A 14,225-nucleotide genomic window follows, 5' to 3' on the forward strand; every position below is an offset into this window, starting at 1 on the left:
TTATTCATAGTTAAGTAGTTATTTAAAAGATGGTATTAAGATGGAAACCAACCTATCTTAAAATCCAATCAACATTATTAAAAGGTAGGGGACATATTTGAAAAAATTATTATCCATTCTTATCGTATTTCTTTTTATATTTCAACTTGTTCCTCACGTAGACGCACAAAGTGATGAAGAAATTATTATTCTTTTTAAAGATAAAATCGATTTAGACATCATTGGACAAGTTAAAGGAAAAGTAGAGCACGAGTTTGAAAACATCCCTGCAGTAGCGATCACCGTTTCTGAAGAGATGAAAGAGGCGTTGGAAAACAATCCGAATGTACTAGCGATTGAAAGTGATCAAGTCATTCAAATTCAAAGTCAAGCTCAAGTCCAAGATTGGGGAATTAAACGGATAAATGCACCAAATGCTTGGGAAGCAGGCTATACGGGAAAAGGGGTCAAAATTGCTGTAATCGATACTGGTATTGCTCCACATAATGACTTAAAGATTGCAGGAGGAGCTTCCTTTACCCCCTATACAACGTCATATGTCGATGATAATGGCCATGGAACGCATATCGCTGGAATTATTGGCGCGAGAAACAATGGTTTCGGAACAGTCGGTGTTGCTCATGAAGCTGAGCTTTACGCCGTAAAAGTACTTGGGAAAGATGGAAGTGGTCTTCTTTCAAGTATTGTTGCAGGGATTGATTGGGCCATCACAAACAATATGGATATCATTAATTTAAGCTTAGGTGCTGAAATTGAGTCACCCTCATTGAAGGAAGCTGTAGATCGAGCCTATAATAATGGCATTTTAGTCGTCGCTGCCGCTGGAAATAATGGATCTACGAATGGAGTAGGAGACACTGTGAACTTTCCAGCACGATACGATTCCGCGATTGCAGTATCGGCTACAAACAAAAGTGATCAAAGGGCAACCTTTTCTGCTACGGGGAATGCTGTAGAACTGGCAGCTCCTGGTGTTGAAATCTATAGCACCCATTTAAAAAATGGTTATGCTCATATGAGCGGAACTTCGATGGCAACACCTTATGTTTCGGGTAATCTAGCCCTTTTAAAAGAAGCTTACCCCAATCTAAGTCCAGCACAAATACGTGAAAAACTACAAAAAAATGTCATTGATTTAGGAGCAAATGGAAGAGATCCATGGTTTGGATTCGGTTTAATTCAAGCTCCTCAAATAGTAGAGAATGATCCTAATGAGCCTGGAGATGGAGAAGAACCGAAGGACCCAGATCCAGTACAACCCGTTGATCCAGTGGAACCACCTAAACCACCAGAGCAACCGATTTTTACTATCCAACTAACGGAAAATACGTATTTGTTTGACCATATTAATGGAAAACGGCGGATTGAATTTTTAAGACCGCAACGCGTTTCCGTATTTGAAGAAGTCAATGACTGGTATCGAATTAATACGTGGATTGGACCGAAGTGGATCAAACCAAACAATCCGCTTCTAGGAGAACCAACTTCCACCTCAGCGCGGATTACGATAACAGAAAATACCTATTTGCATAACCATCCGTGGAGTAGTGCTAGAAGAAGTGAGTTTTTACGCCCTCAAACAGTTACTGCTATTGAAGAGTGGGGAGAGTGGTACCGAATTAATACGTGGATCGGACCGAAGTGGATCAAACCAAATAATCCGCTTCTCGGGCAACCAACTCCGATCTCAACGCGGATCACGATAACAGAAAACACCTATTTGCATAATCATCCGTGGAATAGTGCTAAACGAAATGAATTTTTGCGTCCACAGACTGTGACAGCATTTGAAGAATGGAATGGATGGTATCGAATTAATACGTGGCTTGGACCTATGTGGATTCAACCGAATCGGCCATTAATCGGCGAACCGAATCCGATTTCATTGAAATTGACGTTAACCGAAAATACTTTTTTGCATAATCAACCGTGGAATAGTGCAAGGAGAACTGAGTTCTTGCGTCCGCAGGCAGTGACAGCATTTGAAGAATGGAATGGATGGTACCGAATTAATACGTGGATTGGACCGAAGTGGATCAAACCAAACGATCCATTAAAAGGGGATCCAACAAATGTTACTATAAGTATACACTTAATAGAAAATACGTATTTACACGATCAACCGTGGAACAGTGCTAGAAGAAATGAATTTTTACGTCCGCAAACTGTTACAGCCGTTCAAGAGTGGGATGGATGGTATCGAATTAATACATGGATTGGCCCTAAATGGATTCAACCGAGTAAAGTATCAATAAATAATCAAGACTAGCATTTAAAATATTACAGTTATTGCCAAATGGAGTGCAACTTGTACTCTATTTTTTTTTGTCGAAATATGGTTAAATAGATAGATAGTTACTGATAGATAGGAAGGAGATGAAGCGTTGTTTAGGAGAAAAGTAATAGCACTCATTTTTATATTTTCATTAATTACTAGTTTGATTCCAGTAAATACGATCACGTTCGCATCGACTAGTAATATCGTGAATAAAAATCAAGTCTATTCATACGAACAAATGACGAATGATATTAAGAGACTTGCCCAAAGATACCCTAATATAATGGAGTATCGATCTCTTGGAAAAAGTACATATGGTCGAGAGATTTGGGCGGTAAAGTTAGGTAACGGTGATGCGAACGTCTTTATCAATGCATCCCACCATGCAAGGGAATGGGGCACAACGAATGTTGTGATGACGATGATTGACCAATACGCTCAGGCACATAGTAGAGGTCAAAACTATCAAGGGTATAATGTGCGAGACCTTTTAAGTAAAACAACGATTTGGTTTGTACCGATGGTTAACCCTGATGGTGTTACCTTACAACAACGAGGGTTGTCAGCCTTTCCAAGCCATCTTCATAGTAGTTTAATTACGATGAATGCTGGGAGTAGAGATTTCGGGCGCTGGAAAGCAGATGCAAGGGGAATTGACCCTAACCGACAATATCCAGCGAAATGGTCAACGATTAGAAATAATCCAGGTCGTCCCTATTATTCCAATTTTAAAGGGACTCAACCATTACAAACACCAGAAACTCGACTTGTAGCCGATTTTACGTATCAAATTAATCCTGAAATCGCGGTGGCTTACCATTCGACAGGAAATATCATTTACTGGCACTTCCATAACAGACCAGAAAACGTCAATCGTGATCGAGCGATCGCTAATCAGTTTTCAAATATTACGGGCTATACTTTAGTCCAACCAACATCTAATCCTTCTGGAGGAGGATATACTGACTGGTTTATTCAAGAGTTTGGCAGACCAGGCTTTACGCCTGAAATATGTTCATATATTCCAGAAAATCGTTATGCAGGAAGCCATCAAGCTATTTTAAATTGTATTAATGATGCTTGGGATCGAAATAAGTCAATCGGTTTATTTATAGCGAATGAAGGGCACAAACTATGGGCAAATAAAACGAGTAATATCAATGAAAAGATTACTCTTTTAGAAACAACAAGAATGTATAATCAACCATTAGAGCAAACAAGAATAGCGGCAAAGATTAATCCACAAGCCGTTACCGCTTTTCAAAGGCAAGGGTCTTGGTATCGGATTAACACATGGCTAGGACCAAAATGGATCAAACCGACGAATGCGATTGTTGGGGAAATTCAAGCAGTAGACAAAGAAGTAAGGTTAACTGAAAATGCCTATCTTCATAATCAACCACTAGCTAGTTCAAGAAGATCTGAAGTTCTTCGTCCACAGACGGTACGAGCATTTGAGGAATGGAACGGCTGGTACCGTATTAATACATGGGTCGGTCCGAAATGGATCAGACCAAATAATGCAATCGTCGGTGAAGTGAAACAAGTAGATGAGACGATTAGATTAAGTGAGGATACACGTCTTCACAACTTACCATCTACGAATCATCGAAGATCCGAAATTATCCGTCCACAAACGGTACGAGCGTTTGAGGAATGGAACGGCTGGTATCACATTAATACGTGGGTCGGTCCAAAATGGATTAAGCCAAATCATGCTATTATCGGTGATGTGAATTCAATCGATGAGCGCATTACGCTAACAAGCAATACCCATTTGCACAATCATCCGTTTACGAATCACCGCAGGTCCGATATCGTTCGTCCCCAAACGGTACGAGCGTTTGAAGAGTGGAACGGCTGGTATCGAATCAACACTTGGCTCGGCCCGAAATGGATTAAGCCAACAGATGCGATCATCGGTGAAATCAATGCAGTCGATGAACAACTAACATTAACAAGTAATACGCATTTACACAACCATCCATTTGATACACATCGACGATCAGAGGTCGTTCGTCCGCAAACCGTACGAGCATTTGAAGAATGGAATGGTTGGTACCGAATCAACACATGGCTTGGTCCGAAATGGATTAAACCAAGTGATGCGATGATCGGTGAAATTACATCGATTGATGAACGTCTAACACTGACGAGGGATGCGCATTTACACAACCATCCGTTTGATAACCACCGCCGATCAGAGTTGTTACGCCCGCAAACGGTACAAGCGTTTGAGGAATGGAACGGCTGGTATCGCATTAATACGTGGCTTGGACCAAAGTGGATTAAGCCAGAAAACGTAATGATTGGCGAAATTCGAACGATTGATGAGGCCATTACGTTAACAGAAAGTACGTATCTTCATAATGATCCATTTGAAAATACAAGACGCAATGAGCAATTAGATCCACAAACGGTACAAGCGTTTGAAGAATGGAACGGTTGGTACCGAATTAACACATGGATTGGACCGAAGTGGATTAAACCATAGGGACTAATTGTTGTTCAAATAAGGCAGACTCTTATAAGTTTTCAGCACCTCAAGCACGAGTTTGAGGAAAGCTGATACTGAAGAGTCGCCTTTTTTTGTTCTTTCGAATGTTTAGCTTCTTTTTAGGATTATTGTTTTTAGGGTAAAGACACCACCTCTAGTGTAGGTGGGATGTTCTAATCAGGTGGAGTCGAGACTCCATCTAATTCCCGATGTTCCAGCTTGTTGGAACGAGTTCGCTCCTTAAAGAAATGAAATGGCTAGTTTTATCCATAGAATGACATAAAAATCAGTGATATAATACAGGAATGACTAAAATACGACATTAGTAAATCAAAGTGGGGAAATTCACATTATGAAAATATTGTATATCTCGCAACACTTTCCTCCAGAGATTGGAGCAGCACAAGGGCGTGCTTATGATATGTCTAAGAACCTTGTCAAGCACGGTCAGGAAGTGACGATGTTAACGACGTTTCCGAATGACCAAACGAGCTATAAGTGGTTTGAAAAAGAACAACGCGACGGCATTCAAGTAAGGCGGTCGTTTCGTATAAAAGATAAAAAATCAAGTGCCAAAAATAGATTAGCGAATTATTTTTCATTTATGGCTTCAAGTATTTTGTCTGGAGCATTTACGAAAAAGCCAGATGTGGTCTATGCGACATCACCACAGCTTTTCGTGGGGGTTGCAGGCTACGTTTTAAGTCGAATCCACCGGACGAAATTTGTCTTAGAGGTACGTGATCTTTGGGTTGATTTTGCCGAACTGCTAAGTCAGTTCAACAATAAGAAGCTATTGAATCTCGCACGAAGATTAGAACGTTTTTTATATATGAAGGCAGATAAAATTATTACTGTAACGGATGGGTATAAACAACGTCTGATCGAGCAAGGGATCCCTGCCGAAAAAATTGAAGTGATTACAAACGGTGTTGATCCAGAATCTTTACAACAAGTTGAAGCAACGGTTGATGTGAAAGCAAAGCATAATATAGAAGACCAATTACTTATTCTTTTCGCAGGAAACATTGGGGCAGCCCAAGGGTTGGATGTTGTCATTGAAGCGGCCATGGAATTCAAGAAGCAGCAAAAACCTGTTGTTTTTATGCTCATTGGCAACGGAGTAGAGAAGGAAAACCTTAAACAAATGGCAAGCGAGTATCAACTGGATAACATTATGATTATGAATAGTATGAAGAAAAAAGAGTTGGTTCACTATTATCAAGCAGCGGACCTTTGCTTAGTTTCTTTAAAAAAACACCCACTTTTTGAAATTACGATTCCTTCGAAAGTGTTTGATTGTATGGGGATGAATGTGCCGATGCTAATAGGAGTGGACGGAGAAGCGCGGCAAATTGTTGAAGAGTTCAATGCAGGCATATTCTTTGAGCCAGAAAATCCGATTGATCTCGTGGAAAAAGTAAACAATGTGCTAGATCACCCTGAAAGTCTAGAGGAAATGAAGCAACATATAGGACAAGCTATCGAACACAAGTATAATCGTCAGGAACTGGCCAAACAGTTATCTACGATATTAGAGAAAACTAAACGAAAATAAAGGATCGATCTTATGAAGAAAGTTTGTGTCATTACGACCGTACATCACGCGTATGACGGTAGAATTTACCATAAACAATGTAAGAGCTTGGCGAAAAATGGATACAGTGTCGATCTCATTGCCCCAGAACCAGATGATCGAGAAGAACAATCGCCAATACGATTAATTCCAATTGAGAAGCCTAAAAGTAAGCTTAAAAGAATTGTGAATACATTAAAGGTGATCAAGCTTGCCCGAAAGACGAAAGCAGATCTTTACCATTTTCATGACCCAGAGCTTCTTATGGTTGGTGTCATCCTTCGCCTTATAACCCGTAAGCCAGTGATCTTTGATGTGCATGAGCATTATCCAAATGCGATTATGAGCAAGCCGTATTTATCAAAAAGGTTGAAACCGATCATTCGTTCTGGGTATGAGATGATGGAAAAGCTATCTCTTTCAATATTGAGTGGTGTCATTTATACAACGACAGAGATCGGCGAACGCTATAAAAAATATAAAAGCTGTAAGATTGAAAACTACCCGTTGAAAACAATGTTTACCCAATCAATTTCAGAGCAATCAAAGGATCCAAACCAATTGATTTATCTAGGTGGAATGACTCCGATCCGCGGGGTAAAAGAATTAGTTGGAGCCTTTGCACTCGTCGTCAAGGACAAGCCAACAGCAAAATTAACGTTTGTCGGATTTTTTGAGTCCTCATCATTTGAAAGTGAAATTAAAGCGATTATAAAAAAATTAGAGATAGAGGACCATATTGAGTTCAAAGGAAGAGTTCCATACGAAGAAATTGAGAACTACCTTTCTCATTCGGCGATTGGCATTATCCCATACTTACCTGTTCCTAATCATTTAGTCTGTTTGCCAAATAAGCTGTTTGAATACATGGCGTCTGGAACAGCTGTTGTTGCCTCGGATTTCCCACATTATCGTGAAGTTGTCGAACAAAGTCGAGGTGGCATCGTGGTCGATCCAACCAATGTACAGAATATGGCGAAAGAGGTTACTCGACTGTTATCCGATCCAGACCAGCTCAAAGAAATTCAAAAAAATGCCCAGAAAGCTTTTAATTCTACGTATAATTGGGAAAAAGAAGAGAAGAAACTATTAACATTTTATAATGAGGTACTTTCTTCATAATTATGTATTAGTTTGGAACTTTAAATAAAAAGATTGCTTATTTGCTCGGAAATGCTATAATTTCTTTGGGATAAAGTCAAACTTTATTTATATTGGGGGCTTCTTCCTCCACACTGAATATTAGTTGAACCAATCGGGTTTGTTACTGAGGCCCACACGATGTGGGTCACACAGACGTTGCCATAGGACGTGGCGACCTTAGTCTGTGTTCCATCGTCTCCCACTTAGCATAACGCCAGTTAAACGGGATAATTGAAGTAGAAGAAGGTGAAAATAGACATGTTACCTTTATATATATACGTCATTGCATTTATTATCGCATTTACAGTAACTATCGTTTCTACACCGTTCGTCAAGAAATTAGCGATCAAAATAGGAGCAACCGATCGTCCTGAAACAAGGAAGGTTCATGAGAAAATCATGCCCAGGCTTGGAGGACTTGCGATTGTTTTGGGGTTTGTAGCAGGTATATTAGTAATCAGGCCAGAATCCCAATTTATCGTACCTATTATGATGGGTGCATTCATTATCGTTGTTTTAGGAATTCTAGACGATAAATATACACTAAGAGCAAATTCAAAGTTAGTGGGGCAAATCCTTGCCGCAAGTGTTGTCGTTTTTTCAGGTTTGAAAATCGACATGATTAACCTCCCGTTCACAGGAGAGATTTACTTTGGAATATGGAGTTATCCGTTTACGATCTTATGGATTGTCGGGATTACAAATGCGATTAACTTAATCGATGGATTAGATGGATTGGCAGCAGGGGTTTCATCCATTGCGCTTACATCCATTCTCGTCATGGCTGTATTGGATGGACAACTGTTAGCAATTGCTTTATCGGTTGTATTAATTGGAAGTACGTTAGGATTTTTAGTTCATAATTTTTACCCAGCGAAGATTTTTATGGGGGATACGGGATCATTATTCCTCGGGTATTTAATTTCTGTTATTTCAATAACAGGATTGTTTAAAAATTTAACGTTTATTAGCTTAGTTATTCCAGTCATTATATTAGCCATACCGATTTTTGATACGTTGTTTGCCATCATTCGAAGAATTGTGAACAAGAAAAAAATCTCAGCACCAGATAAAAAACATTTACACTATTGTTTATTAGAAATGGGATTTAGCCATCGGAAAACTGTACTCATCATCTATGGAGTAAGTGCATTTTTCGGTATTTCGGCCATTATCTTTTCAACAACTGCTCAATGGTTATCGGTCTTTATTATCCTTTTCTTATTACTCGTCATTCAAATTAGTGCTGAATTGGTCGGTATTATGGACAACAAGAAAAAACCGCTTATTAATTTCTTTATGAAAATGATTAAGTATAATTCGGTTCGTAATGAACCTAAGTATAAACGATAAGAGGCGAATCGCCTCTTTTTTTTGGGCTCTATACTGAATGTTATGGTGCTGCCTATAAAATCAATGGAAGAAGCCCCAGTGATTTCATAGGAAAAAAATGCACCCAATTCTCTCTCTTTGTTAACCTTGAGTTACCACACAAAACAACAAAGGAGAGAATTAAGGTGCGATTTCATTCTATAATAAGTTTACTGTAGAGGTATTTGATTCAGGGGAAGAGAATACGGTTTTTGGTTTGAACTTCATACAATAATTCGCAAACAAAAATGTCCTAAGTGTAAGGAGAAAACGCAACGGATTCATGGTTATCGTTGGCAGGGGATGCGGATAAAGAAAAATTCCAAACAATTGCTGTGGATGTTGAAAGGTGAAAAATCATTGATATGCTACCAGACCGTCGTTCGGAAACGATCGAGAAATACTTTAAGTAGTGTGATACAGCTAATGTTCAAATCGGTGATGGATTTATCAAAGGCATTTAAGGGAGCTGTTCGCCGACAACTAGGCAACCCACTGATTATCGCAGACCAGTTTCACTTTATGCGGCAAGCGTACTAGGCCTTTGACCAAGTTCGAAGAGAAGTCCAACACGATTTATATAAAAAACAGCGCATTCGTCTCAAATGAAATAAAGAAGTTTATGGAATTCTCCTTTCAAGCTAGATGAAACAGGACAAGAAAGAGTGGAAGATATTCTCGGTCACCACCCGCGACTTCGTGAAGCGTATGAGTTAAAGAATGATTTGGATCGGTGGTTTAAAACGAGTAACCATGAAAATGTAAAAGAAGGTTAGAAACATGGTTTGAAGCCGTGGAAAAGCTGAGATATTACAATCCTTTATGTCTCCTTACAATAACGGCTATATCGAAGAAGTCAATAATACAACAAAAGTCATTAAACGTATGTCTTACGGGATCAAGAGTTTCCAAAGACTACCAAAGAAAATTTTGTGGCGACAAGCGGTTAGAACCCAAGCGGGTTAACCCGCTTGGGTTCTAAGAGAAAGAATTGGAAAATTCTATAGTGGCTTTCCGCCATTAAGTGCTTATTTAGCTTTGGGGCGTGCGAACTCGTTAACCATTATTTCCTATTTTTGTTGAAGTAAGTAAGGGGAGTTCCTTATCGCGTGAAACTTAACCTGCCTTAATAAATTGATAAAGTCATTATCTAAATTGAATATTAGTGCTCTTTGATATGTTTCCATTAATAGGGCATCTGGGAGGTTTCCCATATTAAAACTTTACTCCTTCTTTCCTTATATTGTGGTTTTCGATTGGGTGTATAGTAGCTTTTCAGCTTTATCTCTTAATTCTTCTCGGAATTTTGGGTGAGCTATATTAATTAATCTTTCTATCCGTTCATTGAGAGTAGCACCTTTTAACCTAGCTACTCCATACTCTGTAACTATTATATCTGCTAGTGTTCTAGGTACGGTAACAGCGGTTCCTTCTGGAAAAGTAGGTAAAATTCTAGATTGTTGCCCGTTTAAAGCAGTTGATGGTAAGGCGACAATAAACCTGCCATTTTTGGACCAATATGAACCTAGGGCGAAATCTAATTGACCACCTACACCGCTTATTAGTCTAGTTCCTATGCTCTCAGCATTAATTTGACCTGTTAAATCTATTTGTATAGCAGCATTTATTGATACCATATTATCATTTTGGGCAATAATTCTCGGATCATTTACATATTCTGAAGGTTTAAAATGGACCATTTCGTTATTATTAACGAAATCATAAAAACGCTGGGAACCATCACCAATGGTCGCTATGATTTTTCCATTTAAATGCGTTTTTCTTTTTCCAGTAATTACACCTTTGTAGACTAAATCAACAACCCAGTCAGAAATCATCTCTGAGTGCACACCTAAATCTTTTTTCTTATCAATGAGCTGTACAATGGCTGCTGGTACACCACCTCTACCAATTTGTATTGTATCTCCGTCATTTATTAATGGCTCGATATTTTGTGCAATCTTTTGCTCTACTTCTCCAGGTTCTATCGAATTAACACCTAACAAAGGCTCGTCTGCTTCGTATAAATAATCTAATTCGTCAATATTGATTAATGTGTCTCCAAAAGTACGTGGTACTTTTGAATTGATTTGACCAATAATTAATTTTGCACACTTTAATGCACTTTTTAAATAAACTGTATAAGGTCCCATTGAACAATTGCCATTTTTATCTGGGGGACTAAGGTTAAGAACTAAAACATCTGTAGGTACTATATTTTCATTTAATAAATCTGATATAGAAGATAGTCGAACGGGTATATACTCAACACCTTTTCTTTCTTTCCATGTATTACGTGCATTTGCTGAAAGAAAAAATGATTTATAGGTAAAATTATTATAGCCATCTTTTCCGTAAGGGAAGTCCCCCCAAGCAGTGGGATGACATATAGTGATATCTGTTAATGTTCTTTTATTACTAAATAGGCTATTTAAAAATGCCCAAGGAACACACCCACTACCTGGAATAATAATATGACTATTTGAATGGACTAATTCAATGATGTTATCTATTTCGCGAAGTTTACTATTATAGTTTTTTATATAAGTCACTTCCATCCCTACTTTCAAAGGATTTAAATTTTAAACTCTCATGGTCCTACATTTTACTCCAACAATTTCTGGAATTAGTTCATATGAATCTTCAATCCATTCACATAATAGTGGACGAGTTTTTCTAGGATCTATAATTTCATCTATTTTAAAACGCTCAGCAGTCCTAAATGGTGATTCATACTTTTTGTAATAGTCAACTAGTTCATTTCTCCGAGCGATAGGATCTTCAGAGTTTTCAATATCTCTTCTATAGGCCGCTTCAACCCCGCCTTCTACTGGAATAGATCCCCAATAGGCAGAAGGCCAAGCAAACCTTACATTTGCTCTTCCATCATCTGGACCCCACGCCATACCAGCTACACCAAAGGCCCTTCTTACATAAACTGTACACCAAGGGACTGATACTTGGTGCATGGCTAGCAGAGCTCTTGTTGCTTTTCGAATGGTTCCTCTACTTTCAGCCATTTTTCCAACTGTAACTCCAGGCTGATCAAAAAAGTTAATAATAGGTAAATTAAATGTATCGCACATATCAATAAATTTTGTAATTTTTTCAGAAGATTCGTCACTCATTGACCCAGCGTATATATATGGATCATTGGCTAAAATACCTACGGGGTACCCATTCAATCTACCTAACATAGTGATATTTGATTTACCGTAATACCTTGACATCTCAAACAGGGAACCATTATCAAATACAAGTTCCAATACGTTCCTCATATTGTAGACACGCCTTCTGTCACTAGGGACAATTGAGGCTAAATCTTCTTCGCAACGATTGATGTTATCATCGGACTGCTGAAGAGGCGGCATATGATATGAACTACGAGGTAGGTATGATAAAAATCTTTTAATTTGATCAAGTGCATCTTGTTCATCTTTGGCCTCATTGTCGACAATTCCGCTACCTCGAGCATGGACTTTGCTTCCCCCCAATTCCTCTTTTGTAACAACCTCATTAATTCCTGGTGTTACCACTTGAGGTCCAGCTGCAAAAACATGACTTTTATCTTTTACCATAACAGAGAAATGGGAATGGACGACCCTAAGTGCACCAAGACCTGCACAAGAACCTAAGGCTGCTGCAACTACTGGAATAGTACCGAGCATTTTTCCGAGAGGCCATTGAGGGTAGCCTGGTATTTTGGTAGATTGATTTTTTTCAAGGAGTTTAATACTTCCGCCTGCACTATTTACTAGGCGTATTAACGGGATTCTCATATCTAAAGCCATTCTTTCTGCATAAACCATTTTCTCTGGAGAAGCTGATTCAGATGATCCTCCTCGAACCGTAAAGTCATCAGATGCTACATAGACTTTCTGTTTGTTTATTTTTCCCTTCCCAATTACAATATTTGATGGAGTGACATCAAGTAATTCTCCACTCTCTGAATATTTTGCAGATCCAGTAAATGCTCCAACTTCATGGAAACTACCTTCATCTAATAAATAATCTATTCTTTCTCGCGCAGTAAGTCTTCCAGCATCATGATGTTTCTTTATATTTTCTTCTCCACCTAATTTTTCAGCAAATTTTTGTCTTCTTTCAATTTCTTCAATTTCTTTATGCCAGGTATGCTCTTTAACCTCTTCATCAAGTACCTTTTGTCTTTCACTCATAAAGACAGCCTCCTCAATAGTTTTCCTAATATTTATAATTATTGTATAATTAGGTTTATGTAATGTAAAATACTCATTTATAATACTTAATATAGATATAAACTATATAAAACTAGGAGGTAATACTTGATGAGATTAGAACAATTATCATATTTAATTGAAATAGCAAGACTTGGTTCATTTTCTTTAGCCGCTGAAAGGTTACATATATCTCAGCCTAGCATTAGTCAAGCAATCAATAATCTTGAGAAAGAGTTAGGAGTGAAATTATTTAAGCGGTCAAGAGCAGGTGCAGAATTAACTGAGGTAGGAGAGGTTATTGTAAAGAAAGCCCAAGAAGTACTACGAAAACTCGATGAATTAAAACAAGAAGCAAACATTGAAACATCAAGTTATATCGGTAAATTATCTATAGGTGCAGTTCCTAGTATATGTATGACACTCTTACCAGAGGTTCTAGATGTGTATAAAAAAAAATATCCAAATGTTAACTTAGATATAAATGAAAGTGGTACAAAAGAAGTTATTAGTGATGTATTAAATGAAAAGATTGATGTGGGTTTTGTTGGTGTTTTTACAAATGGATGGAAAGAAGCAGGGTTGAATAATAACTTACATTTTGAGAAACTCTTCCATGGGGAAATAATGGCTTGTGTAGGAAAAGAGTCGCCTTTAGCTTTTGAAAACCCTGTAGACCCAAAAGTTCTAATTAAATATCCAATTGTCATTTTTAATCCTATGTATACTATCAATCAAATTGTGACAAGTATTTTGGAGGAATACGGAGAAATTAAGAATTTATTTTCATCAGATAATACTGAATCTGCCAAAAGGGTAATTGCACAAGGTTTAGCTATTGGTTTCTATACTGATTTATCACTAAAAAATGATCCATATGTAGAAACTGGCAAGATCATTCCGCTACATATAGATCACAACGAAGTTAGTATAACTTTTGGTCTAATTTACCCGAAAAGTTATCAATTCTCGCCAATTATTCGTTCTTTTATAAAAGTCTTAAAGAGCCATATTTAAAGAATTAACTAGCTTTTTAAGGCGAAGTTGTTAAAAACGTAGTTAATTCTACCAACTTTATTACTTGAATTATAAGTAGGTATCTCCATAACCTACTTTATTTTTTTATTTTGAGTTATTTTTTGATTATATATTTTGAAGGTTTTC

General features: G+C 37.9%; 11 protein-coding genes. 8 read left to right on the forward strand and 3 right to left on the reverse strand.

Annotation, left to right across the window (positions count from 1 at the left end):
* The first annotated feature begins 97 nt into the window (after positions 1–97).
* The 7 genes from BK574_RS19585 to BK574_RS28905 all read left to right on the forward strand — a co-directional run bounded on the left by BK574_RS19585 (position 98) and on the right by BK574_RS28905 (position 9,831).
* Entirely contained in the window at positions 98–2,269 is a 2,172-nt protein-coding gene (locus BK574_RS19585) for a S8 family serine peptidase (protein ID WP_078429746.1), read from the forward strand.
* A gap of 115 nt (positions 2,270–2,384) precedes the next feature.
* On the forward strand, positions 2,385–4,772 hold the full coding sequence (locus tag BK574_RS19590) for a M14 family zinc carboxypeptidase (RefSeq protein WP_078429747.1): 2,388 nt from the start codon (positions 2,385–2,387) through the stop codon (positions 4,770–4,772).
* Positions 4,773–5,127: 355 nt separating this feature from the next.
* The gene (locus BK574_RS19595) at positions 5,128–6,333 is read left to right on the forward strand and encodes a glycosyltransferase family 4 protein (RefSeq protein WP_078429748.1); all 1,206 of its coding nucleotides are present in this window, start codon (positions 5,128–5,130) and stop codon (positions 6,331–6,333) included.
* A 12-nt stretch (positions 6,334–6,345) separates the two neighbouring features.
* Positions 6,346–7,473: a glycosyltransferase family 4 protein gene (locus tag BK574_RS19600; protein WP_078429749.1), complete on the forward strand. Its 1,128-nt coding sequence runs from the start codon at positions 6,346–6,348 to the stop codon at positions 7,471–7,473.
* Positions 7,474–7,752: 279 nt separating this feature from the next.
* Positions 7,753–8,847: a glycosyltransferase family 4 protein gene (locus tag BK574_RS19605; protein ID WP_078429750.1), complete on the forward strand. Its 1,095-nt coding sequence runs from the start codon at positions 7,753–7,755 to the stop codon at positions 8,845–8,847.
* A 321-nt stretch (positions 8,848–9,168) separates the two neighbouring features.
* Positions 9,169–9,405 (forward strand): transposase, encoded by a 237-nt coding sequence (locus BK574_RS28895; protein ID WP_142247999.1) that lies wholly within the window; start codon positions 9,169–9,171, stop codon positions 9,403–9,405.
* Between the two features lie 267 nt (positions 9,406–9,672).
* Complete coding sequence (locus BK574_RS28905) at positions 9,673–9,831, forward strand: transposase (RefSeq protein WP_274379466.1); 159 nt, start codon at positions 9,673–9,675, stop codon at positions 9,829–9,831.
* 104 nt (positions 9,832–9,935) lie between these two features.
* On the opposite strand, the gene sda is transcribed toward BK574_RS28905, so the two are convergent.
* The 3 genes from sda to BK574_RS19625 are packed head-to-tail and all read right to left on the reverse strand — an operon-like array spanning position 9,936 to position 13,043.
* Positions 9,936–10,079, reverse strand: coding sequence for a sporulation histidine kinase inhibitor Sda (gene sda / locus BK574_RS28910; protein WP_078429751.1), 144 nt, complete (start codon positions 10,077–10,079; stop codon positions 9,936–9,938).
* A gap of 24 nt (positions 10,080–10,103) precedes the next feature.
* A complete protein-coding gene (locus BK574_RS19620; RefSeq protein WP_158211697.1) occupies positions 10,104–11,417 on the reverse strand; it encodes an acetyl-CoA hydrolase/transferase family protein in 1,314 nt (437 codons plus the stop codon).
* 30 nt (positions 11,418–11,447) lie between these two features.
* On the reverse strand, positions 11,448–13,043 hold the full coding sequence (locus BK574_RS19625) for an acyl-CoA carboxylase subunit beta (RefSeq protein ID WP_078429753.1): 1,596 nt from the start codon (positions 13,041–13,043) through the stop codon (positions 11,448–11,450).
* A gap of 129 nt (positions 13,044–13,172) precedes the next feature.
* Here BK574_RS19625 and BK574_RS19630 point away from each other — a divergent pair, with 129 nt between their 5' ends.
* On the forward strand, positions 13,173–14,078 hold the full coding sequence (locus tag BK574_RS19630; protein WP_078429754.1) for a LysR family transcriptional regulator: 906 nt from the start codon (positions 13,173–13,175) through the stop codon (positions 14,076–14,078).
* Positions 14,079–14,225 lie beyond the last annotated feature (147 nt).

Source organism: Alkalihalobacterium alkalinitrilicum, assembly GCF_002019605.1.
GTDB lineage: Bacteria > Bacillota > Bacilli > Bacillales > Bacillaceae_F > Alkalihalobacterium > Alkalihalobacterium alkalinitrilicum.